Raw genomic sequence first — 25,592 nt, 5'->3', positions numbered from 1 at the left:
TCTGGATTGTTCTGTCACTTGCGTAGCGTTCAGGAAGTACAAATCAGGGAGTCCCAATCTGGCAGTCCCGAGGAGATCGCTTCGTTAACCTCCTTCAAAAGAGGCAAGCAATCCACCGAGTCAGACGCCCAGTCTACGCATCTGATGACACAAATGCATCCCAAAACACCCCTAGTTTTGCGGCACCGGGATCATGTCGCAAACATCGACCGTTCACAGCGTTTCATCCAGTAATTAAACCTCCGCAGCTCACCGTTTCGTCTGTACACTCCGCGTCTGATCGACAGAAACCACTCTGTTTTGCGATCCTGCGAAATGCGATCTCAAAGGGCCTCGGGGCGGATGCTCGCGTTCACGGCGATTCCACCGTGATGGCAACAAAGATGGGCGCGGTAGTATCGTCGCCTTTGATCAGATCGATGGTTTTTAACGGTGCAGTATGTTTTGGTGTTAACTTCAGGTAGCGAACTTGTTGACCGTTGACGTTAAAAGCGAACTTCGATTTGGGGACGTCAACGCGACGGATATAGTCTGCGAAATGGACCCCATTTCGAAGTTCATGATCTTCGACAACTCCGTCGGCGAAGTTCAGTCGCACGACTGCCGTCAGGCTCTTGCCCTGAGTGAATGGATAGCCCCAACCGCTAACACAACCGAGCAGATGGATCGCGTTGGCCGGTCCATTGCAAACCAATGAAACTTTCTTGGGCATCGATGGCGGTTTGCTGCCTTGGGGACCGTGCAAGAGAATCACGTTGGGAACGCGGCCGTCTTGAGGGTCTACCAGCGTGAACGGAACCCCATCCAATTTCTTTGGTCCCCAATCGGGAAAGACAATCCGGTCGCGACCGACTCCGGTGTTGCCAAACATGCCTTTCGTACTCACCACCGTTGCAACACTTGAAAACGAAAGCGGTGTGTACTTCCCACGTGCGGTTAGGAATTCGAGCAAGTCGGTCATCTCAGCCTGCGTGATTTGGCTTTCGAATCCTTCCGGCATCAATGACTGACTCGATGCGATCATTTCTTCAATGTCCTCACGTAAGACCGTGTGTCGTTTGGCTTGCGTGTCGATCAATTCAATCGATGTGCGCGACTCACCGCCGAGCATTCCGGTGATGACTTGACCGTCCACCGTCAAGACAGTGAACGTCCGGAAGTTTCCTTCGACGCTTTGGTTCGGGTCAAGAATATGCGTCAACAACTCCGCTTTGGGGTGAACCGCCATGCCGGTCAGGTCCGGGCCAACGTTCGCCCCTTCGTTTCCATGCCGATGACAGTTGGCACACGACTTTTTAAAGACCTCTGCTCCCGCGGCTACGTTTCCTTCGCGTTGAGCAACCGGCAGCCAATCGTGCAGCAACTTCACACGGTTGGCCGTGGGAACTCCTCCGGAGGCCGCCAGCAATTGCTTTGCCGTTGACCGGATCGATTGATCGGGATGATTTCTCAACGCTTGTCGTTGGTCGAGTGCTAGGTCCGATATGCGCATTTGGCCATCTTGAATGCTGGCTAGCAGCTCGAGCGTTGTCTTTGGTCGCGACAGCAAGACTCGGACAATGGCTTCTCTCAACTTCGGTGTCGCAGAGGTTGCTCGTTGAATCATCGCCATCCCGAGTGCCTTGCTGCGGCTACGTTTGAGCGCGTCGATGATGCCGCGCGAAACAACCGGGGAAGTTTGGGGCGTCACCACGGCTAGTAGTTCTTCGACGATTTCCTCGCTGGCTGGTTGCATGGCCACTAACTGCTTTGCGGCTGCGAGTCGCTCCTCGTCGTCAAGAGACTCGTCTTCAACTTGACGCTTGAGTGAAGTGCCCAGCTGCGCGACTTTCTTCGTGAGTGCCTCGGTTCCCCACAATTGACTGAGTTGAACCAATTGACTTTGTTGCTCGATGGACAATCGGTCGAAAAGTGCAACGAGTCGAGACTGCGAATCCGGCGTAAGAGTGACTCGCTGTTTCTTGGGCCAGCCTTGGGTGAGGCCTGTTAAGAGGCCCGATAAGTTGCTCGGGTTGGCGATGGATGCCGACCGAAGCAAAACTTCGATCGCATCATCGGTTGGGCGTGAGCGGGCAAAGTGTTCGCAGACCACGGCGAGTCGATCACGCAGCCGAGACGGAAGTCCGCGATCGCTGGACGAAGCGAGCAACGCTGGAACAACCTGACTGACATGCGTCGCGGCGGCGCTGGTCCATGCATCGAGAAGCCAGCGATCGGTCGCGGCAGCAGTCGCAACGTTGGCTAATTCAGCGGCTACTTCATCCGCGACGGGGCCCGCGACATCCGATAATTTGAGCAGGGCAGCGAGCTGGACTTGCGGTTCGCTATCGCTCAGCAGTCCCGCATTCACAATCGCGTGAGCATCCTCGGCGTCGGTGCTCAGCACGAGAGCGGCGGCGCGTCGCACTGCGGCACTGGGGTGTGACAATGCTTGTCGGACCGCGGCGTCCACGTTGGGATGGCCATTGCCGATGACGTTCAGTCCGTGAAGCGTCCAAAGAGCATGGATCGCACCGACATTTAAACCGATCGCATCCGTTTGCCGGTCGGCAATCAGTGCTAACAACGATGCAATGATCTGGGCATCGGACTCACCTTTTTCGACCAGTAAGCGTTGAGCCTGGCGTCGCCACAGCATGGTCGGATGCTTCAGCGTAGCGATGAGTGTTTGGGGATCGGCCGTTGAGAGATTGAGCCACGCTTGTGGATCTGGTTTGCTGTGGTCATCGGTAACGACGCGGTAAACGCGTCCATGTTTTTTATCGCGTAGATCAGACTCGTAGGCGTTCCCTTTTCCAGTTTGGAAGCCATGCGGTGTGGGGTTGTGTTGAACGATGTAGTTGTACCAATCAAGAACCCAAACAAATCCGTCTGGTCCTGTTTCGGCCATGATCGGAGCGGCCCATTCATCGTCGCTCGCTACCAAGTTGAATGGGTTCGTGCTCGTGAATCCAGCTCCGTCGGGAGTGAGCACAAAGGTGCCGACGAGATGTCCGGTTGGTCCGCAAACAAACGCGGTTCGGTTCCACCATGCTTGAGGGTATTTGCGGGCGGTGTAAATCGAGTGGCCTGCGCCGGCGGTATAGCCGCCGTGGTGATCGACCTGACGCACGTTTGGGGTGATGGGGTCAAACAGGTGGGTGTCAGCAATCGAGTGCAGCGTTTTCGGTGACCAGCCTCGCACCTGTTCGTAATAGCGGTTGGGAATCGGTAGGAAGTTGCTGGGGTTGCGATTGGCTGTTGAACCAAACACCAAACCTTCTTCGGTGAACCCGAGCCCCCATGTGTTGTTGTCCGTCGCACGCATGAACTCCAGCTTTTCGACTCGCAGAGTGTGTTCGGAGAGATCGGCTTGCGAAACTGATTTCGAAATCGGTTGGGCGTTGAACTGGTCATCGGAGGCTTGGTTATCTGGAACGACGCGGAATCGCCAAAATCCTTGACGGAACGCTTGTTGTTTTTCGCCATTGATCACGGGCGTGGAGGCGTTGTAACCCTGCATTCCCCAAATCCAGTTATCGAGCCCGTACTGAAAATTGCTGACACCACCATGAGTGTCGCCAAGTGCCCATCCGGTGATCAGCGATTGACGAAAATCAGCCTTGTCATCCCCGTCGATGTCTTTCAAGTAGATCGTTTCACGGCCGTCTTGCACGATCACGCCGCCACGATAGTGAACCAGCGTCGTCGGGATGCTAAGGCCTTCGGCAAACAACGTGAACTTGTCCGCGACCCCGTCTCGATCGGTGTCTTCGCAGATCCGAATACGGTCGCGCCCCTTACCCTCGGGTTGAAGTTCGTTGGGATAATCCATCGTCTCACAAACCCACAGCCGACCACGGTCATCCCAGGTCATCGCAATCGGCTTGCCTCCCAGGTTGTCTTCGGATGCCCAAAGTTCGACATGCATCCCTTGCGGAGTTACATATCGCTTTGCCGATTCCTGTGGTGGTAACGGGTCCTGCATGCGCGTTTTGAGGGCGCCCTGTTCGCCCCATTTGTTGCTGGCGGTGTAGTTGGGAATCTTCGCTCCGACTTCCGTGAACGTGAACGGTTCCTTGCCTTCGGGAAGCGATGTCATGCTCGGCACAGGAAACGCCGAACGATCCACGAACGGGCCGGCTTGGGAAGGATCCCGTCGAGCGGCCCAGCGAATACCACGTTCGACCAAATTCACAAAACCTGGATGGGTCCAAGTCCGACTGTCGTGCCCCCAAGCGGTATAAAAAACGCGACCTGTTCCGTGAGTTCGAACCCACGTCCAGGGCTCACGACCTTCGGCGTCGGTGCGGTATTCGAGGATCGTGCGATTGGTGTCGTTGTGCAGGTGATGCACGTAAGTTTCATCCCAACTTTCAAACCCATCGAAACCCTGCATCAATTCGTGTTCGGGTTGGGCAATTTTAGTACGGAAAACGCCAGTCCCATGCCGCTGAAATTGCGCACCGATCAGCGCGACCACTTCTGGCGAATTGCGAAAGCAATACGATGCGCAATGCAGCGGTACAAAACCGCCGCCGTTGGCAACGTACTCAAGCAGCGCGTTCGCTTGCGGTTGTCCGATGTTATCGATGTTGGCATAGACGACGAGCGCGTCATACTGCTTGAGCGTGGTCGCGTTCAGATCGGTGATGTCAGCGGTGTATGTCAAGTCAATGCCACGCCGCGATAGCAAAGGATGCAACTCATCAAACCGTGCTTTGGGTTGATGATGCCCCGCATCGCCCAAGAACAAAACCTTCAACGAGAGGTCCTGCTCAAACGTGGAGGCTTGGTCGGCACGGGAGGTGACCGGGAATGCCGCCATGACGGCAAGCAACGTCGCGAAAACCGAAAATTTGTGCATCGAACTCTTCAAATGTCAGAAGGACGGACTCGTGAAACCACGCAAGACAAACTTGGTTTCGAGGCGGCTAAGTCGTTGCGACCGGTGAGCGTTGCAGGCTGAATTCAGGTAATGGAACGATTTCACCACCACGCCGAGCCGACTCGTGAGCGCAAATGCCAACGCAGGTCCAGTTGGCTGACGTGACGGCATCCGGATAAGGCTGGCGGTCGCCATTCACGGCGCGGACAAATTCGTGCACGAGGTGCGGATGCGATCCGCCGTGGCCACCACCCTGCACGAACGACAAATGGTCGACATCGTGGATTTCTTGTGGCAGTGTGAATCGCTGGATGGGCTCGGGCAACAGTTGAGCGAAGTCGGGAACTTCAATCTTCTCCGCAATCTCGTGTTCCGGCTTCTTCGCGGTGTGAAGCACGTGCGGCTCGTTCTCGATGAGTGTCCACTCAAAGCTCTTTTTGGTGCCGTAGACATCGAAACTTTCGCGATATTGACGGGCCACGTCAAACAACGCTCGCCAAATATGAGCCGTTAGTTCCGTGTCTTGGATTTTGATGTGGCAAGATTCGACCGCAAATGTGTTCCCTGACTTTTCGGCAATATCGTCTCGGACTTTTCCCGAACCAAAACAACTGACGTATTCCGCCAATCCATCAACCAAACCGAGGCATGGGCTGACCACATGCGTAGCGTAGTGCATCGGGATCATGCGTTCCCAGTACTCCGGCCATCCGTCCATATCTTGAGGATGCGAGGCGGCCAAATGCTGAATCTCGCCCAACTCCCCGCGATCATGCATCTGTTTGATGAATAGATACTCGCGGCTGTAAACCACCGTTTCGGCCATCATGTATTTCAGGCCGGTTTCGTGAACCTTTTCGACGATCTGCCGACATTCCTCGATCGTGGTCGCCATCGGAACGGTGCACATCACATGCTTGCCCGCGTCGAGTGCTTTCAGTGACATCCACGCATGGTCCCCAATCGGACTGTTGATGTGGACGCAATCGATCTCCGGATCACTCAGCACTTCTTCAAATTCACGGTAGCGTTTGGCGATACCAAACTGATCCGCCAATTTGTTCATTTCGACTTCGTTGCGACGGCAAACGGCCACGATTTCAGCGTCGGGGTGGGCTTGGTAAATCGGAATAAACTCGGCACCAAAACCAAGTCCGACCATCGCGATTGTTGTCTTGCGTTTGCTCATTTCGATTCTCGTGGCGGAGTGAGGGAATGGCCTGTTACCAAGTGACTAGGGGCTTTCGTTTCCCGCTAGGCCCCGAGGACAAGACGTATCCTAGATATTGGAGAAGGGACTACAATGAGATAATGCACATTAATCATGAGCGATTTCACGTTACCGAGTTTGAGGTCTTGCAATCGTGTGGTGCATCGTCGGAAATTTTTCAACGAAGGGAAACGAGCTAGGCAGTCATGAAGAAACTACGTCACGTTGCCTTGTTGATCGAAACCTCGAACGCCTATTCCCGCGGCGTTTTGGAGGGAGTGGTTTCGTACAATCACGAACACGATCCGTGGTCGATCTACCTGCCCGAACAGGAACGAGGAGCCAAGCCGCCTTCTTGGATCAAGAATTGGAAAGGCGATGGATTGATCGTGCGAATTGAAAACGACGAGATCGCCCGAATCATTCGGCGACTTAACAAGCCCGTTGTCGATGTGAGTGCTGCGCGACGTGTGGAGAATATTCCGTGGGTAGAAACCAACGACGTTGCGATTGCGGAACTGGCGGTGGAGCATTTCGTGTCCCGCGGGTTCACCCAGTTGGCGTTTTGTGGCGACCCTGATTTCAACTGGTCTCGCTGGCGTGAGGAGGCTTTCGTGGAAATGACGGAGTCACGGTCCAACTTGCACTGTGACGTGTTCGCGTCGACCTCTCGCAGTAACCCACGGTATTCTTGGAATCGTGAAAAGAAACGAATCGCCAAGTGGATCATCGGCTTGCCGAAACCAGTGGGTGTTTTTGCGTGCTATGACATCCGTGCTCAGCAGGTGCTTGATGTGTGTCGCGAGGAAGAGATTCGTGTGCCCGAAGAAGTGGCTGTGCTGGGTGTCGACAATGACAAGCTGCTTTGCAACCTTTGTTATCCACCACTGTCGAGTATTATCCCGGACGCCCATCGCACCGGTCGCGAAGCGGCGAGATTGCTTGATGTTTTGATGAACGGTGGCGATGTCGATGAAAAACGGCACTTGATCCAACCACGAGGAATTGCGACTCGGCAATCCACCGACGTGTTGGCGATCGAAGATCCCGATATCGCGACCGCTGTTCGTTTCATTCGCGAGAATGCATGCGATGGCATCAACGTCAAGGATGTCTTGAAGCAGGTGCCGCTGACGCGTCGGGCACTGGAGCTTCGCTTTCAAAATTTGCTCGGACGAACACCGCACCAAGAGATCATTCGTCAACGGGTCGAACGGGTGAAACGGTTGCTGATGGAAACCGACATGCCACTCAAAGCCATCGCCAGAACAGCCCACTTCGAACACGAAGAATACATGAGCGTCGTCTTTCGTCGCTCAACAGGCCTGCCACCGGGAAAGTACCGTCAAACGCACAAACACTGATCGAGGTTCAGATTCCGCCAGCAATTCGCTCATCGTTTCCCGCGAAAACCTCGACATCATCTCCAGCCGAATCAGCCAAGCCCCCTCAGTCTCCAATTGGGGTCGTCCCGTTGGGGCTTGCAGCAATCGAGCGAATGCGTCCGGTGGGAACCGGACCTACTGGACGGTCCGCGCAGATGACATTTTGCCCTTTGCTTGTTGGCCTTAACCGCTCATCGATACGTACCAGTTGTTCTGGATGTCGTGCTCAAGTCGCTGGACTGTGACATCGCGGAATCCGGCATCGCCTAGCATTTGCACGGCGAGTTCTTCACCCCAAACGCTGCCCAGCCCCATACCGTTCTGGGCTAAGGACACGGTCATGCAGTGCATCGTTGAGATCATGTAGAGGAACGGACAGAGCGCGTGATCGATGTTGTTTGCCAGCTTCGATGAGGCTTGAAGATCCTGCATCAGAAACGTGCCGCCCGGTCGCAATGCATCCTGAACCACCTCAAGCACGGCGGCGGGATCGCGTTGGTCATGGATCACGTCGAACGCGGTGATCAGATCGTAACCGTCTGACCCCATTCGCTCGGATACATCGGCTACTTCGAAAGTGATGTTGGTCAGGCCCTCGGCGTCAGCCTGACGCCGGGCGGCGAGGATGGGTTTCTCGCACAGATCCCTGCCCACGAATCGACTGTTTGGAAAACGTTTGGCGAGAGCGATCATCGCATGCCCGCTGCCACAACCGATGTCCATGACGTCAATCCCTTCCTCCAAACGCTCCGCCAGCCCATCGACCATGGGTAGGATTTTGGTGAACAGACCTTCCACGACATTCCCATCGGAATCTTCCGCCATGACCTCATGGAATCGAGTGAATCGCTCGTACGGAACGCCGCCGCCTTCTCGAAAGCAATCGACGATCGAGGTTTCGACTTCCGCCATGACTGCTAGAAATTGAAACGTTCTGGCGAAATTGTTGCTGCCTGCCGATCGCGTCAGCAGAGCTGCGTGATGCGGAGGAAGAAAGTAGGTTGTGGCTTCAGAGTCAAACGCGACGACGCCGCCGGTCACCATCGCCCCCAACCATTCGCGAACATAGCGTTCATTGCACGCCGAGGCTGCTGCGATCTCTTCGCTGGACGCCCAACAATTCATCGCAGCCATTGAGTCGAACAGTCCAGTGCGATGACCGATGGCCAACCCCAAACCCAAGGTTGCTCGGTTGAGCGTGTCAAGTAATTCTGCCGCGAACTGTTCGGTCGCCGTGTCCTGATCGGCGACGTTGACCTTGCATGCATTGCACATGTGATGATTCCTTGTGACTGTGATGGCTACGAGGACGCTTGCGAGCGGCTACTTTGAAAGTAACGTTTGGCAAGATTCCTACCTACTGAACAAAGCAAATTCAGTGGATGGGCCTGGTAAGAACTGAACCTACTTGAGTGAACGAAGCGAACTCAGTCGCCAACTGTTACCAATAAAATCCCGAAATCAGTGCAGCGGTACTGCGCGGGGTGGGGCATCCTTCGCACCGATCGTGCCATTCGTGCGGCCCCCCCCAAGATTGCGTTTCGAGCAGAGATGACGCCGCGATACCGCGTGCGAGGCTCGCACAATGCGTATTTAGTCAGCGAGCGTCGTAGAGTGGATGCGTCCGGTGGGAACCCAGGGTCGACGAATACTAAGTCGTTGGTATTCCGAGGACTTGCGCGAGGAAGTTGGGATTTCAGCCGGCCATTCTTCGACGCATCGCGATGCTTTCCTTGTTATCAACTTGCTTCAGTAGGCCAATTGCGAACCGTTTGAGCCAGGCCAAGTTGTCCGCCAGCGTTCGGTTTCGTACTCGACTTTCGTCCTCGCGAAACGTTACGTCCAGGCACCAGTGCAGCGTGTTTTCGATGCCCCAATGCCCCCGTACACAAGCTGCGAACCGCTTCACGCTGAGGGTGAGCGGGCTGATGTAGTAGCGTACGTCGCTAGTCCACATCTTCCCGCTTTCACTCATCCGAATCACAACACCAATGGTCCGCATGTTCTTCCATTTTCCTTCCCCACCAGTTCTTCAGGGACCGGCAAATGATAGCAGATCAATTCATCCTTCCGGCCGTGTCCCTTGACCCGCTCGACGTGCTTCCTCGCGGTGACGTCGGCAAAGTCGTTTTCCATGTGCTTGGTGATGTAGTTGATCACGGCGTCATGGAGTGTTCCCTGATCGCCTTTGAGCGCCAAAACGTAGTCGCCTTTGCTGTCGATGATTTTCGCCGCGATATTTTTTGACATCCTGCGGCATCGATGGTGACGACGGACTTCTTGGCCTCGATTCGGTCGAGAAGTTGAGGGATTGCTGTGATTTCGTTCGGCTTTTCGGCCGTCGTCAACTGCCCCAAGCTGATCCCTCGTTTTACCGCCAAGGCACTGACCAGGATCAGCGGACCAAGGCCACCGGAACGATCATGTCTGTGACGAAGAGCCTTGACGTCGATAGCTACGATATCCAGTTCACAGTGTTGCCGCTCGCCGGAGAGTCGTTTGATCCAACGCTCAAAACAGCATTGAAAGGAGGCCGGCTTGAGCGTCATCAACACACGACCGATGGTGTCATGCGAGGGAACACCCGAGGGCAACTGCAAACGATCTGTCAACCAGTTTTCATTGCTCTTAGCCCAAGCGCCGATTGCCTTGGGGCCGTCTGCACCAGCGATGTTAGCCATGATGCTAATCAGGATAATATCGCCAAGCAGATGCCGTTGGTTGACGTGCGAACGCGGATAGGGCAGTTCGGCAAAGTCATTGAGGATGTCTTCAGCACAACTCTCAGCCGTCTTTTACTTGGCCACGTCGCTGCGCTGGGAATATCGTTTTGAAAACAGAAAGTCAGCAGAACAACTCATCCCGGATTCAATTCAACCACGCCAGCCCAAATCGCCTAGAGTTCGCGTCGGCCCTGGGGGTACTCCAGAGCGAGTGCCACCAAATCCGACTGGTCAATCGGGTTGGCCACTTCAGATTTCGCGGTCGAGTAGACCAGGTCAGTGAAGCATTTCAAGATCAACCGATCGTTCTGAGCGCAACGCAGAGCTATGGCGTTTGGCATGTCAGCCACTGCCGTTTCGTGGAGGCCCGCCTGGACGTCCGCACCGGGGCAATTGTGCTTCACCAGCCTCGCGACGGTCAAACTAGGATCCGAGAGTTACTCTCTAACCCCTGGGAATGTGTTCCCCATGTCCCCGAACAAAATATCCAGGTAATAGCTGACTCCGCAGGAACATCGGTCGCAAATGACGAGAAATGGCAAGATGCAGTGTTTCAGCTCGTGGACAGCATCTACGCGGATTCGGCAAGGCTAGCCGGCTTTGTGCCGGCCTACGTGAATCATCTGTGCTAGTGCTAGGCTCACAAACTCCGACCGTCTACAGTCGAAATTTGCGGAGAACGCAACCCGGCCAGGGCTGCGATATGCCGATTCCGAGCTCCCCCCGCCCTGAATTCCCGGGTGGTTTGCATGTGGTCCTGTGATGGTTCATAATGCTGAACGCAAATCGTGAATGCGAAGGCAGGAACGGTTTGTCATTATCCAGTTGTCAAGTTCTTGGCAATCGCACCTCAGATTCGACGTGTACCCGATGCAGTCGCCATCCCACGCAGACATGCCTGAGACGTTTGCTGTCTGCCCAGGTTGCCGCGGATTGATGCGGGTGGAACCTGAATGGATTCGGCAAACCGCAACTTGTCCCCACTGCGGCGCGGGGTTTGAGCTGACGAGTTTCCACAGTGGTTCGGCCAGCACCGTGGAGACTGCCAAAATACCGTTGGGGCGGCTTCAGGGAACCCGCGCGAATAGCTCGGTTGCAACTGGTCGTGTCGAGGGTGCGGCGAATGTGCAAGTGGTGGAGAAGAAGCCTACCGCCGCCGCAAAACGTCTGGGCCGCTATCGGCTGAACAAGCTGTTAGGCAGTGGCGGTTTTGGCAAGGTCTATCTGGCAACCGACCCCGAGCTCGACCGCCAGGTTGCGATCAAGCTCCCTACATTTTCGGGTGTTAAGAACGCCAGCGAGAAGTTTCGAAAAGAGGCCAGGTCGGTTGCGAAACTTCGTCATCCCAACATCGTCGCGGTGTTCGATCACGGGCAGTCTCACGGCCATGTGTACATCGTCTATGAGTATGTTCCTGGCGAAACACTCGAGCAATTGATGGCACGAGAACGGATCGACGAGCGGCAACTTCTCGAGTGGATCGCCGTGCTTGCCGACGCGTTGTCTTATGCAGCCGGCGAATCGATCGTCCACCGTGATATCAAGCCTGCGAACATCATGATCGACACCCGTGGTCGTCCCCAAATCATGGACTTCGGTTTGGCGGTGGCGTTGTCCGATGGCGTCGCCGCTACCGGTGGTGGCGTGGCTGGGACACCGCGCTATATGTCACCGGAGCAGGCGCGAGGGGATCGTGACATCGGACCAACAAGCGATCAGTACTCTCTCGGATCGATTCTTTATGAAGGTCTCACGCATGAACGGGCCGTAAGTAACTCGGGTGCGGCAGCGATGGTCGAACTCGCCGAACGAGAGGGGCCACCACTCGAGCCACTAGCGAACGTCAATTCGGATCTTCGACAGATTTGCTTGCGAGCGATGGCCAAAGAAGCGGAACAGCGGTATGCCGATGCTTCTGACTTTGCCGCGGACCTCCGCCGATACCTTTCGTATCGTCCGATCCAAGCATCCAGCCCCACGCTAGCGCGAAGGTTGCGTTTGTGGTCGCAACGAAACACCTCCGCGGCTGTAGCGAGTCTCACCGCTGCGGTGCTGTTGATTCTGATTGCCGTCATATCATCGGTTGCGGCTGTCAGGCTGGCCTCACAGCGGAAGCAACTCCAACGAACGCTCGTGGTTGCCGAAACCGCCAAGAAGAAAGCAGAAGAACACCAAGCCGAGTCGGAGCGACAGGAACGCTTGGCGCAGGCTCAAGCCGAATTGGCGCGTAAGAATGAGAAGCTCGCCACAGCAGCCCGCCACGAAGCGGAGGCCGCCACCGCGGAAGCGGAAGCCGCGTTAGAACGAGAATTGCAAGCCCAAGCCGAAACCAAGCTCGCGCAAAAAGAAGCCGACGAGGCAAACCTTCAACGACTCGCCGCGTCCGAACAAGCCGAATCGGCAAAGTTTCAGTTAGAGTCGGCGGAACATGTCAATCGCACGCTCCGCTACGCCGAGTTCCTCACCAAAGCGCATACTCAAATTCTGCAGGGAGATCCTTCCGCGGCAACCGACACGCTCAATCAATGTTTCCAATCACAGCGTGGGTGGGAATGGGGTTGGCTAAGATGGATAGCGTCTGTTGCTACAAATGAGGCCACGCGACTCGAGGAGGTTCCGCAGGCGACGTTGGTGGCCTTGTCGAGCGGGGGGCTGATAAAAACTTACGATGCCGGCAGGGCGCTCGATCCACCGTCCGTCGATAGTCAAGATCTACCATATGTCTCTTATGATCCTGACATGTCGCTCGCCGTCTATCTTAAAAAAAGCGACGCCCCCAATGCTTCAATAGCCGTTTTCGGAAACACTGTCACGAGACAACCGGTTGAGTTTGGGGCGGAACTTTTTGGCAAGCCGACGGCCAGACTACTGGGGCCACTTCGATTCGCAGTTTCCGTTGGCGGAGTGCTGCAACTCGACGAAAAAGGGGCGAAATCATACCCTCGGAAGTATGAGATCTGGGAGTTGGCCAACCAAGCAGAGTCTCGTTGGGAAGGTTCTGCAGAATACTTTTGCCCATCATTTGCGGTCCATGCTGAGCGCAAACTGATGTTTGGTTGTACCGATTCGCGAACCTTGATGACATGGGATCTTCGTTCGAATCAACCGCTCACGCAAACGACGTTGGATTTCGACGTCCATGAGGGACCAGACGCGATGCGGATGAACCGGGAAAAGCAATTGATGTTGCTTGACCGCGACCAGAATATTCATGTCGTTGAGCCAACGACCTCTCGTTTTGTCACTCAACGTCGCGTACATGATCTGAATAAGGCGGGCGGTCAAATGACCTGGAGTGACGACAGTCGCTACCTCGCATTGAGTGATCTGTCGAGCTTTAATTCCGCGATCGAACCGAACACTGTATCCCAGTTGCGACTACCCGAGGGCGTTGAGTTGGTGCCCACGGGTACCGAAGAAGGACGCGAGACAAGTCGGCTATTCTCCGTGATCGACACCAAAACGTCCGCGGTGCTCTGCACGCTCCCGATGCCGGCGACCAAGTTTATCAGTCTCGCAGAACGCAATAAACAATTTTCAACGCTCTTAAGACAGCGGTCTGGCACATCGGAGTCGGTGTCGCATCCAAGAGCATACCGAACCATGTGTCGTCGGATTCTACGCGTCGATGCGATACGTGTTGTCGGCAGCGGCCAAGAAGTAAGTTTTCGGGACAGTGCCGGGGGAATTTACTCATATGTTGTCGACCAGAAAGACGCTTACGATCAAATCGAATTGCCGTTGAAGCATCTGGTCGACGTTGTCGATCAGGCCGGCGAGCTGATCGCGGTGGCGGGTGAGAATCGGATCAGTCTAATCGTGCCAAACTCCGACGGGAGTTTTGATGTGAAGGCTTTGCGGCGTGAGCACGTGACCCCGGTTCGCGCGCTTGCGATGAGCCTGAGTGGGGAGCGACTAGCGTCGCTCGATCTATCCGGCGTGATCGCTCTGTGGGATCTTTCCGAGAGAAGTTTGATAGGCAAGCTAAATGTGGCGGGAGCCACCACGCTTTGCGGATTGGACAACGTCGGTCGACGTTTTGCAATCGGTACCAACGACGGGCGAGTGATCATTCACGATTTAACCAAAGATCGTGTGGTATCGACTCTCAACGCCCACGCGGGCGCAGTGACAGCGATTACGGTTGTTCCGCAATTCGATGCGCTCGTCAGCGCGGGTGAAGATCGAACGTTGAAGTACATCGACACAAAATCGGGGCAACGACGTACCGAGCGAGTGATCTACACCACCGAGGTAGCTTCTGAATTGTGTGTGTCGGTGGACCATGGGCTCTTGGTTTGCGGGGGCCGCTCGATCGAGCATATGCTTTGTGACGAAGATGGAATTACGAGACGGAGTGCCGTGCGATTGTCACACGACGCGGCAACCTCGGCATCCAGTCCAGACGCTAGTCGTTGGCTGGTCGCTGATAGTCGTGTTGTGAGCATATTTGATGCGAATGCTGAACGTCGACTTTTCTCGATGCCACCGATAGAAACGGAAATACGAGCGTTATGGTACGAAGATCCTGAAGTGCTCACAGTTTTGGATCGTGGGGGTACCATGTATCTTTATCAGGCGGTTGGGCAATAAGGGGCATAACATGCATTTCCGAATTACAGTTTGGTTTGCTATCGCATTCCTGTGGTGGCAAACGGTACCCCACGCCTCCGATCCGCCTTCGGTATTGATGGACCTGGACGAAAGAGATGCCCCCCTCACCGAGGCTGAACAAGCTACCGGAGTCGCCCCCAACACAGCTGAGAAGCGGACTGCAGCAGACGCGGCGAAGGCAGACGCCAAAACACTTGACGCAGCACAATCAGAGTCTGGTGCCGAACGCAATCTGTTCGGCGAGCTCATCGGCCAGGGACCGGCTAACGAGACAAGAACGCTAATCAAACGTCTTAGTGGCCTCTTGGATCGCACCACCGAGCTCTCCAACCTTTCGGTCGAAACAATGGAACGGTTCCAGGAGATCAGTCAAGAGTTGCGAGAGAAACAGCTCGAGTGGAATCAGATTCCAACACAGTATGAGAAAGCCAAAATCGCGCAAGAACTTAATCGACGTCAGGGTGACGATTTGTCGGCTCGTGCCTGGGCAGTCCAGGCTGATTCGCTGGCAAAGCGGCGGACAATGTTGGCGGTAGATATTGCAAAATTGAATGCAGAAAAGAGTCGCATTTCAAAAGTTGGCAAGACACTTCCGTCTGAATTCTTGGAGCTTTTGGCTGGTTGGGAATCGATCAGTAGTCCGTTGATATGGGTTTCGCAGGCGGATGCTCAACAAATTCATAACGAGTGTGCATCGTATTTGGATCGTTACCCAGACGCGCATCTCGTGAGGATGATGCTAGGGTACGCCCAATTGCATTTGAAGCAGCAAAACGCGGCAGAGAAAAGCTTCCAATCGATCCTTGATGAAATCGCCAAGCAATCGGACGCGTTTACAGATCAGCTTCGGCTGAAAGCCTCGATGGGGCGGCTATGGGTTTCTTTGGCAAAGAAGGACGAGGTCGGCGCAGGGAAGTTGATCGCGGCGAATAATCGGATGGACAAACTCAGCTATGATCTCGCACTCGCCAAGGCCGTTTTTCTGGAGCAAAAAGGGCTGTACGCACAAGCCTTTGATCAATATCGGCGGGCCGTCGCAATCGACAAAACACATCCGGCGGGATACCGCATGGCGGCCGATCTCGTTTGTCGAACCGATGTACGGCCACCCGAAACGGCCTTGACGCTTGCCAAGTTTGCGATGAAGTACGATGAAGGCGGTGATTGGCGGAATCAACTGACAATGGCCCTTTGCTGTCGCAAGATGGGAAAGAAAGAGGACTACCGCCATTTAGTTGACGAGCTCAGAACGACAGCATCCGAGCAAGCCAAGGAGGAGATGACGCAGCGATTGGCCGAGTAGCCGATCCGGTGTCGAGATTATGCTTGTTTATCAATTGATTCGTCGCAGAGGTTTGCAAATGATCGGCCGATATCGAATGGGGTCTCCGGTGATACTGTTCGCTCTGCAGGTAAGTGTTTTCGCGGCGGATCCACCACCGGCCGCTCCAAAAACGCCAGCGGTCGACAACGTGGATGCCAATCAACCCGTTGTTGAAGATCCCAAGGAAGCCGGGCTTGACGTTGATCGAAATCCAATGCCGCGGCAAGGTGTCGGCAAAGAAGTATTGCCTGAAGATACGGTCGAATTAGGTGGCCCCACTGCTAAGGCCAATGAAAACGAGGCTCCCGATGCACCGCCGAAGGACCGCAATCTCTTCGGAGAGCTTGTCGGCCAGGAGCCGATGCGTCGAGGAGGAGAGAAGGCAACACCATTGGTCAAGCGACTCGATGGGCTATTGCAAAGGACCACTCAGGTCACCAACGAGTATGTCGAGACGGTGGAGCGTTCCTCGGTACTGAAGAAAGAGCTTTCGAAAAAGAAGCTGGAGTTTTCGCAAATTCCGGCACGGTATGAACGCGCGACACTGACGCTCGTCAACGCACAATTGACCCTCGAGAGATTGAAGGGCGCCAACGTGCGCTCACTCCCGGCAAATGATCCCAATGTCATTCGTTATCAAAGCACGCAGTTGGAGGCCAATCAGCTGGCGGCTGAAGTCAAACTGCTCACCCAGCTTAGGAAGTCATTGACTGTCGAGATAAGAAATATCGCTGCTGAGTTGCAACGCCTTCGTCGTGAAAGCAACACCTTTGAGTCTGACTTCTTAGAACTCATCGCGGGCTGGGAGTCAATCAGTAGCCCCTTGATGTGGATGTCGACGGATGACGCCCAACAAATGTTTGATGAGTGCGCCGCTCACTTGGCTCGCTACCCTGACGCTCATCTCGTTCGGTTGATGCTCGGCTACGCGCAGTTGCATCTCAACGAACAGACGGCAGCAGAGCAGAATTTTCTGACGGCGCTCAAAAAACTTGGCGACAGTTCGAGTGCTTTTGTCGACCAAGTCCGGCTGAAAGCGTTGATGGGACGGCTATGGGTCTGTTTGGCAAAGAACGACGACGTCAATGCAGGAAAGTTGATCGCCGCAATCGGTCGGATCGACAAACGTCACTATGATCTCGCACTCGCCAAGGCCGTATTGCTTGAACAACGAGAGCTGCACGCTCAAGCGTTTGAGCAGTATCGGCGCGCAGTCGCAATCGACAAAACACATCCGTCGGGATACCGCATGGCGGCCGATCTCGTTTGTCGAACCGATGTACGGCCGCCCGAAACCGCATTGACGCTTGCCAAGTTTGCGATGAAGTACGATGAACGCGGTGATTGGCGTAATCAACTGACGATGGCCCTTTGCTACCACAAGATCGGGCAGCAAGAAGAGTATGAACGTTTAGTTAAAGAACTCAGGGCAACGGCCCCCGACCAAGCACAGGAGGAGGTGACGCAGCGATTGCCTAAGTAGCCGATCCGGCGTCAAGACCATGCCTGTTTGTCAATCCTGTCGACGTCACATTGAACCTGGTGGACATTGCCATGTCTGCCAAGCCGCTGTTATCGAAGTGACGGCGGTTGATTCTTGTATTCCGGCCAACAAGTCAACGCATCCGTTTCGACCGATCAACCGCCCTCCTGTGCCGCGATTGATTGCGGTCGACGATGATCAAGCAACGGACGGAGAGTGTTTCCGGTTGCGGGCGGCCGAGACAACGCTGGGGCGTCGCGATGCCACGTTACTATTTCCATGTGATGCAGATATGTCGGCCTGTCACGCTCAGATCAAACGCGAACTTACTATCGACGATCGATACATTTGGCGTTTGGTTGACAACGACAGCACCAACGGAACGTATGTGCGTATTGCAACAATGCCGTTGCGGCACGACGATCAAATCCGCATAGGACGCACCCAACTGAGATGGCGCGCGGATACGAAGGGCAAGCAGGCACAAATCGTCGTTGACTCAGAGCCAAGACGGCGGGTTCCGGTGCGCACTCAGCAATCCGTCGTTATCGGCCGCGACGCCGAACGAGTCAACCTTTCTGTTTCTGACCTGACCGTGGATTTGGCTCATGCCAAGGTGCACTTTGCGGGTGGCAGATGGGTCATCGAAGATCTGCAATCGCTTAACGGAACTTGGCGGCGAGTTTCTTCGCACGAGCTGGAGACTTGTGATGAATTCATTCTCGGCGAACAGCGTTTTCGCTTCGAATGCCCGAAACCTCCTCCAACGATCTCGCAACTTGGAGGCATGACAAGCCGATGAACATGCCTTGGAATCAGTGGGTAGCCGGCTCAGCAAATAGCTGCGAAGTCGTTGTCGTTCACCCATCCGTTGCTCCGCGGCACGTTGAGTTTCAGCGGACCCACGATGGATGGATGGCAATTCCGCTTGCTGGCCGTATCAGGATTGAAAGAGGATCACCGTCTGGCGTTGATGCCGGGGAGATGGATTGGACGAAGGAACCGTCAAAGATCACTGAGGCCGATACGGTTTGGTTGAGTGAGTTCCTTCGCTGTCCGTGGCCGATGCCGATCAACGGCCATGCAAACGTTGAGCAAGACGATATCACGATCGGTAGAGCCTCCGATTGTGATATTCGAATTGACAGGGATTCCGTATCGAGTCGGCATGCGAGAATGCGATTGGACCGACATGGTCGCGTGATATTGATCGACAATCACAGCCGCAACGGGGTGTATGTCGATGCGGCGCTTACCGAGCGTGTCAACGCGGTGATGCTGAATCCTGACATGAATGTTTATCTTGGATCACACGCCATTTCGGGCAACCGATTGATTGCCGAGGTAAAACGACTCACGAAGAACCACGCATCTGAAGTTGACGATCAATCGATGTCGCCGACGCCGCCACCAGGGCAAACAGGAAAACCCGCTCTCGGTGATCCGGATACTCGTCGGGTGTCAGGGGGCGCGAGTAGGTTGTCGAACCCTTCTGATTCGGCCCGCTTCTGGGTTGGGGTGTTTTCGCTGCCCGCACTGCTGGTTGCCTTCGTCATTTGGATAAAGCCCCCTCGCATTCCAAACGTGGATATTAGCCAGAACAAAAGCAATCTTGCGCAAATCACCACAGCGGTTCCGAAGCCGGATGCTAACAGTTCGGTCCAACCTGATTCGGACTCTCTTCCTTCGCTGGAGACTTTGGACCGGAATTCAGAAAGTGGTTCATCAGCCGATGTCATTGCGGAATCATTGCCGGTGACGGTGGATCCGGTGGACGTGGCGATCTACTGGATCGGGGTTACCCATGAGGCGACGGGAGCCATCTTTCGCGTTGGCACCGCGACAGCCATTGGGGACACAACTCTAGTCACGGCAGGTTCTGTCATCGGGTCATTGGATGAACTCGTTCAGAATGGCTTTTCGAACCCGGTCGTCATCAATGTTTTCTCGAGCGAACAAATCTCGGTTCGCCAACGGGGTGTGAGTGAGGAGTACCGTGATCGCGCGGCAAAGGCCATGGCGGTTATCGAGCAGCACGATGCTATCGTCGAGGGTGCGAATCGAGATGAAATACCACGGGAGCAACTACGGCAGCAGTATGAAACGGCATCTCGTCAGGTCAACTTGATGCTCGCGGACTTGCACGCTGTGGATGTTGGTTGGCTCTGTGTTGATGAGCTGCCTTCTCATTTGGAAATTGACGTCGATGCTCCCTTTCATCCTCAGATGAAGTTGAAGGCTTATCATACGGCTTTAGATGGTGTGGATTCGATGTGGAGCGACCAAGCACGCTACCAGGTGAGTGAACAAGAGTTTCGGGTTGTTCGGCAGACGGCGAAAGTTGACAAAATCGCCGGAGTGCTCCAACTCACCAAACCGCTTGCGAACTCTTTGTCGAGCAATTCGTTCAATTGGGCCGGTGTTCCCGTGTGTGTTGATGGGAAACTAACGGCCATGCTGCTTGCCCATCAACCGACTGATTCCGACGGGGGACAATCGAGCGAACGTATGGAATGGTTCGCGATCGTGGGATCGACCATCGCCCAATTGTGTAACCGTGATCACGACTCGGCAACTGTTTGTGATTCAACGCTCTAGCTTTTTCGCATTTCGTTACTCGGATATTCCAACCATGTCAGATTTCTCCGATCGCTCGTTCATCCCACTCATGCGATGTTTGGTGGTTCTGACCGCCGTTGGCCTGTTGGCTAACTCCGTCGATGCGCAGGAATCCAGCTTACCTCCCATGCCTTGGGAATTGACCACCGAACAGATTCGAGCTCAGGCCGTGTTGCTGGAGGCTCAAGCGCGTGCGCGGAACTTGGATGCAAAAACAACGTGCAACACTCTCCGCGATCTCTCCGCCAGACATTTCAGATGGTTCAAATCGAGACGATGCGGACGTTGGTGAGATAGAGGAGTTCTTGAAAATCAAGCGAATACGATACTTGGACTCTTGGCAGGAGTTGGAGCAGCGTATCGAGAAGACAAGACAAACGACGTTGAAAGAGCAAGCGTCCAAGGTCATGGTATGGCGCCGCTCGATCAAACAGGGCGAGTTCAGCGGAATCCGTAGTGGCGACTTGATCAACCGGATTTTTTCTCAAATCAACGCTGAGACGGGGCTAACCATGGTTGCGAGCATCCCGTCTAAAATTGCTGATGCGGTGAAGCCGCTCGACGAAAAAACTCTGCGTGCGTTGCAGTTCTCACGTGCTTCCAGGTATGGACCGGTCGCCACCTCTCTCGCTGATGACATGCCGCAGATTTTTGAATGTTGGCCTCACGTTTTCTATCATGACGCGTTGCAGCCCCATGTTTCGCGGGTGAAAGCGGCTGCCGAAGATGTCTTTTCCCCGCAATTGGACGGAAAGGATCGTTATCAACTCGAAAAGGTGTTTCAAGGCGAGTTGCGCGCGATCGAGCGAGCATTGCTTCAAGTTTATCCGCGTCCCCATCGCCGCTACCTGTCCACCGTTGATCTTCGTCGCGTCTTGGCTGCCGAAGATTTTTTGATCGAGATTGAGCGACTCGTAAACACTCGCGCCGAATCGAATTCGAATCTGATCGACGAATTGCCGTCATACTTCTCGCTGCATCCAAGCGACGAACGGAATCTGCTAACTTTGATTCAATACACCCAACGTTATGGACTCGAAGTCGAGCCTGCGATCATGGGGGCCGAACACTTCTATAACGATATCTTCTTTCAAGCACTGGCCTTGGCCGGCGCCCTCGACGTCGCACCGTCGGATGATTCGATTACCGATTCGATGATCAATCTCGACCTCGATGCCGCCGTGATGGATGCATCAGACTTTGAAAAGTAATGGGAACGAACACGTCATGAGTGATGAAACGGTTCAGTTGCCAGCGGATCAATCCGCACGTGCCTGTCAGATCAAGCTGGATGTCACCGCAGGCCCACACACGGGCAGGTCATGGACATTTGCTGATGCCCAGCATATCGTGCTTGGTCGCCAAGCACCGTCGCATCTCCGACTGGCCGAGGAAGTGTCGATTTCACGTCAGCACATCGAATTGCGAATTGACCCTCCGCGTGTCGAACTGGCTGATCTCGATTCCAGCAATGGCACGAAGGTCAATGGCATTCGTGTCGTAAATGCGTCACTTTGCGATGGAGACCTGATTTCGATCGGAAATACGGAACTTCGCCTGAGTGTGCTAATTCCGTCGCAAGGTCTCAACGGATGCTCAGCAATGGCACCGTCCACGCCGGAGTCGGCACCGTCGTCGCTCATCGATGGGGACGACAAGTCACCGGCGTTGACGTTGGTGTCACCTCCTTGCTCTTCACCAGATGCGTCGGCATCGCCCCCGGTTCCCAAAGGTCCGACGGATGCGATCGAGCAAACAAGAGTCAATCCGGATGGGCGATCTCGGCGGGAGGACTCACACAAAACGCCTAGCCCGGTGAGTTCGAATCCCCATCCTGATGCTGGTGGTTCTGTACCGGGGGACACCTTTTCAAAAACGCGGCGTTCCGAATTCATTGCGGACGAGAGTGCCGTTGCGATAACAACCGCAGGTAGTTTTCCAGATCGCATCGGGGTGTACGACATGAAAGAGTTGTTGGGCCGAGGCGGAATGGCGACCGTTCATCTTGCCGAACATCGTCGGACCGGGGCACAGGTTGCGATCAAGCTTATCCGAACCGACCTTGCCACTACCGACAAACATGTTCGTTTGTTTGTCCGCGAAGCGGGCTTGATCACCCGGATGAACCATCCTCGCATTGTGAAAGCTTTTGAGTTTGGGATCGATGGTTCGATGCCTTACCTCGTGATGGAATACTTGGAAACGATCGATTTACTTTCGTTGCTTGATCGGAAACCGCCCGAGGATCGGATCAAGATCGCCACCTGGGTAACATCTCGGATCTTACAAGCGGTCCATTATGCCCATGACCAGGGGATCGTTCATCGCGATATCAAACCCGGAAACGTTCTGGCATACCGGGAAGGCAGGCATCTGCAGATCAAAATCGCTGATTTTGGCCTCGCGAAGACATTTGAGGACGCAGGCTTAAGTGCGTTGACAAATGAGCGTTCGCTAAGAGGCACGATCGCGTATATGGCTCCCGAACAGTTTAAGAATTCACGCGACGCTCCACCGGAAGTTGACTTGTTTGCGTGTGGGGCGTGTTTGTACCGAATGTTGTCGGGCACGATTCCCAACATGATCACCAAAGCTGACGAAACGTTGCATCGACTAGATCAATGCGATGATTTGCCCGTGGATCTGCGAGAGTTGGTAAAGAAGTCCATTCACTGCAATCCGCATGTTCGCTTCCCGTCCACAGCGGCCTTTGCCGAAGCACTTTTTCCTTATCACCGCAGGGTGTGACTGGTACGTCGAGTCCCGCCATCAGCCCCCCCCGAAAAATGGACCCATGTAGGTGGTTTCGTCGCGAGAGCCCGTGAGTGAGCCGAATGGCCGTGAGGCCTCGGGTAGAACCGCCAACCCGGTTTGCGACTCAACATCGCCCATACCCCGAGTGCTCGCGCACTTCGGCTCACTGAAACGCAACACCAACCGGACAACAGAGAATAGGGTCGTCCCGTTGGGGCCTGGTGAAATATTTTGCTCTTGGTTCCCAGGCCGTTGGCCTGGGTTGAATTGGGGATGCCACGTTGGGGCCTGGAGGAATCGAGTGGTGGGCCGGGTGATTGGACCGGGCCGTTCCCATTCATACAGTTCCCTGTTCGGCCCGCAGGCCGACCACCGCACAAACAACTCCGAAGGGGCGACGCTATGTCAGCCCAAGGCGACGCGATGGGGTGTCTTTGCGAATGCAAAAACAGCAAACTGCTGATCGAGGGGACTTTGTTTTCGCCAAATGTTCGATCGAGCTTGAGTTAGCAACAAACTCTTTTGCTCACTGCACAGGCACCAAGATCACTTCACGCAGCAACATTAGACCTTGCGCGTATTCGATGGCTTTCGGATCAATCTCCAACGCTTTTACCGAGAGCAGATAGCGTCCCGGTTGCGTAAACTTCACTTGCCCAAGGGGAACCGTCTTGAAAGCAGCAGCGAAGGGTGACTTTCTGCCTTTCTTGTGCACCCTTTTTTCGACAGCATGCTCGAAGGATTGGCTCGCAACCTCCACGGAAAATTTACCGCTGTCCATCCAGCTGGAATAGTTAATGAGTACATCATAAGCCCCCGCTTCATCAACAATGATCTCCCACTCCGCCCAGTCCGATGGATTGGTCCAGCCTTTCAAGTTTTCACGATGTCCGCCGGCGCCCGCACCGAGCGAGAAGTGCAAGTCATCACCATAGATTTTCGCGAAAGCCGAGGACAAAAAGTAATCACCTACGTTCATCTTTGCGTTGCCGGTTTGAGGGCGTAGGGCTCGGCCCAACGGGCGAATCGCATTGTCAACGACAGGCGGGCTGGTGAGTTCGACTTTCAAGACACTCACCAGTGGATCGACGGACTTCGATGGCACTGAGACCACGACATCACGCCCGTTTTGGCTGAACCGCAATGGAGATGCGTCGGCGTCGCCCAAGAAAGTGACCTGGCTGATACCTGCGTTCGGCTGTTCTGCGTTCAGCCCAGGAATAATCAGCTTGCCGTCGGTTGGCCAGTACGTGACGTGATAATAAAGCGTGTTGTCACGGCGGGTGCAGGTGCCCCAGTCCAACAGGTAGTGCGGTCCACGATCGACACCGTAGATCGACTCTCCATATTTCTGTAGCCATTGGCTGAGTGGTTGAAGTTTCTCCACACTCTTTGGAGGCAATAGACCTTCCGGCGTCGGCCCCATGTTCAACAGCAGATTACCTCCGCGTGAAACGGTATCAACAAGGTTCATCAGTGCCCATTGAAAAGATTGGGAAGTGTCTTTCCCACGCCAGAACCAACCGCCATCAAAACGTTGACAACTTTCCCATAAACGGCCATTGATGTTGTCGCCGATGTACGGCGTGAAGTTTTCGCACGAGCCGTAGTCTCCATCACCTAGACGACGCTGTCCAATACGATCCACAAGCAAGATACCGGGCTGCAACTTGCGCACGTGATCACGGTATTGCGAAGCGCGTTCATAGGTCCACGAATTCACCCATTCGCCATCCATCCACAGAGTCGCCACATCACCATAATTGGTGAGCAGTTCTTCGGTTTGGTCGAGCATGTATTGGTGATAGCTCGCGTATCGAGGACCACGGATCTCCGCCGCATAGTCTGGGTGCTTGATGTCCCAGACCGAATAGTAAAACCCAAGCAACATATTGTGCTTGGCACAGGCATCGGCCAATTCTTTGATTGGGTCGCGACCGAAAGGCGTCGCATCAATGATGTCGTGATCGGTGTACTTGGAATCGAACATGCAGAAGCCTGCATGGTGCTTGGTCGTGATCACGATGTATTGAAAGCCGATCTTCTTCGCAGTGAGTACCCATTCCTCGGCATCAAACTTGACCGGATTGAACTTGGCCAACTCGGCAGGCTTGATGACGTATTCACCGCCCGCCTGCTGAGGTCCCCAGTGCAAGAACAGTCCAAACTTGGCGTCTTTCCATTTTTGAACACGCCTAGCGAAGTCTGCTTCGGACTCGCCGGGAAAACCCGAGACGACGGGATCGCCTGACATGAATCGAGCAAACCAAGGTCGCTCCGCTTTCTCCCGGGCTAAGGTTTCGAAAGGATCCGGCGGAGCGGCCGCTAAGGTTGGCAGGCCGATCGAGGCGAGAAGGGACAGTGTTAATAGCGATTTCATCATTAAGCGGGTTCCGTTCGGAAATTTCGCTTTCCGTCAATTGCTCACGAACATACGAAAGTGCCACCCATCATGCCTGAACGTCGCCAGTACCGGAAGGATTGACAGCAACGTCGTCCCCTGAGCCGAATGGCCGTGAGGTCTCGGGTGGAATCGCCAACTCGGTTTGCGACTCAACATGCCCAAAACCCGAGTGCTTACGCACTTCGGCTCACTGGGGGGCAGCGTTTGGG

Annotated in this window: 13 protein-coding genes and 1 pseudogene; 8 read left to right on the top strand and 6 right to left on the bottom strand. The window is 54.7% G+C overall.

What is annotated here, in order from left to right; translation table 11 throughout:
* Positions 1–352 precede the first annotated feature (352 nt).
* Both RSSM_RS19780 and RSSM_RS19775 read right to left on the bottom strand, forming a co-directional pair.
* A complete protein-coding gene (locus RSSM_RS19780; protein WP_008682754.1) occupies positions 353–4,846 on the bottom strand; it encodes a PVC-type heme-binding CxxCH protein in 4,494 nt (1,497 codons plus the stop codon).
* A 67-nt stretch (positions 4,847–4,913) separates the two neighbouring features.
* Positions 4,914–6,056, bottom strand: a complete 1,143-nt coding sequence (locus RSSM_RS19775; RefSeq protein WP_008682751.1) for a Gfo/Idh/MocA family protein — start codon at positions 6,054–6,056, stop codon at positions 4,914–4,916.
* Positions 6,057–6,283: 227 nt separating this feature from the next.
* Here RSSM_RS19775 and RSSM_RS19770 point away from each other — a divergent pair, with 227 nt between their 5' ends.
* Entirely contained in the window at positions 6,284–7,441 is a 1,158-nt protein-coding gene (locus tag RSSM_RS19770) for an AraC family transcriptional regulator (RefSeq protein WP_008682749.1), read from the top strand.
* A 204-nt stretch (positions 7,442–7,645) separates the two neighbouring features.
* Here RSSM_RS19770 and RSSM_RS19765 read toward each other — a convergent pair whose 3' ends face one another.
* The 3 genes and pseudogenes from RSSM_RS19765 to RSSM_RS33850 form a co-directional block, all read right to left on the bottom strand.
* Positions 7,646–8,737: a class I SAM-dependent methyltransferase gene (locus tag RSSM_RS19765; RefSeq protein WP_008682748.1), complete on the bottom strand. Its 1,092-nt coding sequence runs from the start codon at positions 8,735–8,737 to the stop codon at positions 7,646–7,648.
* Between the two features lie 421 nt (positions 8,738–9,158).
* Positions 9,159–10,230 (bottom strand): annotated as a pseudogene (locus RSSM_RS19760) (ISAs1 family transposase).
* Between the two features lie 128 nt (positions 10,231–10,358).
* Positions 10,359–10,526 carry a hypothetical protein gene (locus tag RSSM_RS33850; RefSeq protein ID WP_160168158.1) on the bottom strand — a complete coding sequence of 56 codons (168 nt, stop codon included), beginning with the start codon at positions 10,524–10,526 and terminating at the stop codon, positions 10,359–10,361.
* 529 nt (positions 10,527–11,055) lie between these two features.
* Here RSSM_RS33850 and RSSM_RS19750 point away from each other — a divergent pair.
* The 7 genes from RSSM_RS19750 (at position 11,056) to RSSM_RS19720 (ending at position 22,973) form a co-directional block, all read left to right on the top strand.
* Positions 11,056–14,778 (top strand): WD40 repeat domain-containing serine/threonine-protein kinase, encoded by a 3,723-nt coding sequence (locus RSSM_RS19750; protein WP_160168157.1) that lies wholly within the window; start codon positions 11,056–11,058, stop codon positions 14,776–14,778.
* Between the two features lie 10 nt (positions 14,779–14,788).
* Entirely contained in the window at positions 14,789–16,102 is a 1,314-nt protein-coding gene (locus RSSM_RS19745; protein WP_144059970.1) for a tetratricopeptide repeat protein, read from the top strand.
* Positions 16,103–16,190: 88 nt separating this feature from the next.
* Complete coding sequence (locus RSSM_RS19740; RefSeq protein WP_144059969.1) at positions 16,191–17,606, top strand: tetratricopeptide repeat protein; 1,416 nt, start codon at positions 16,191–16,193, stop codon at positions 17,604–17,606.
* 169 nt (positions 17,607–17,775) lie between these two features.
* Positions 17,776–18,408, top strand: coding sequence for an FHA domain-containing protein (locus RSSM_RS19735; protein ID WP_236621252.1), 633 nt, complete (start codon positions 17,776–17,778; stop codon positions 18,406–18,408).
* Positions 18,409–18,521: 113 nt separating this feature from the next.
* On the top strand, positions 18,522–20,204 hold the full coding sequence (locus tag RSSM_RS19730) for an FHA domain-containing protein (RefSeq protein WP_236621251.1): 1,683 nt from the start codon (positions 18,522–18,524) through the stop codon (positions 20,202–20,204).
* Positions 20,205–20,431: 227 nt separating this feature from the next.
* On the top strand, positions 20,432–21,436 hold the full coding sequence (locus tag RSSM_RS19725; RefSeq protein ID WP_144059968.1) for a hypothetical protein: 1,005 nt from the start codon (positions 20,432–20,434) through the stop codon (positions 21,434–21,436).
* Between the two features lie 16 nt (positions 21,437–21,452).
* Entirely contained in the window at positions 21,453–22,973 is a 1,521-nt protein-coding gene (locus RSSM_RS19720) for an FHA domain-containing serine/threonine-protein kinase (RefSeq protein ID WP_008682729.1), read from the top strand.
* Positions 22,974–23,505: 532 nt separating this feature from the next.
* Here RSSM_RS19720 and RSSM_RS19715 read toward each other — a convergent pair.
* Entirely contained in the window at positions 23,506–25,362 is a 1,857-nt protein-coding gene (locus RSSM_RS19715; RefSeq protein WP_008682726.1) for an alpha-L-fucosidase, read from the bottom strand.
* Between the last annotated feature and the right edge of the window lie 230 nt (positions 25,363–25,592).

Source organism: Aporhodopirellula sallentina SM41 (assembly GCF_000346505.1).
Lineage (GTDB): Bacteria > Planctomycetota > Planctomycetia > Pirellulales > Pirellulaceae > Rhodopirellula > Rhodopirellula sallentina.
This window is presented reverse-complemented; position numbering and strand designations above follow the sequence as displayed.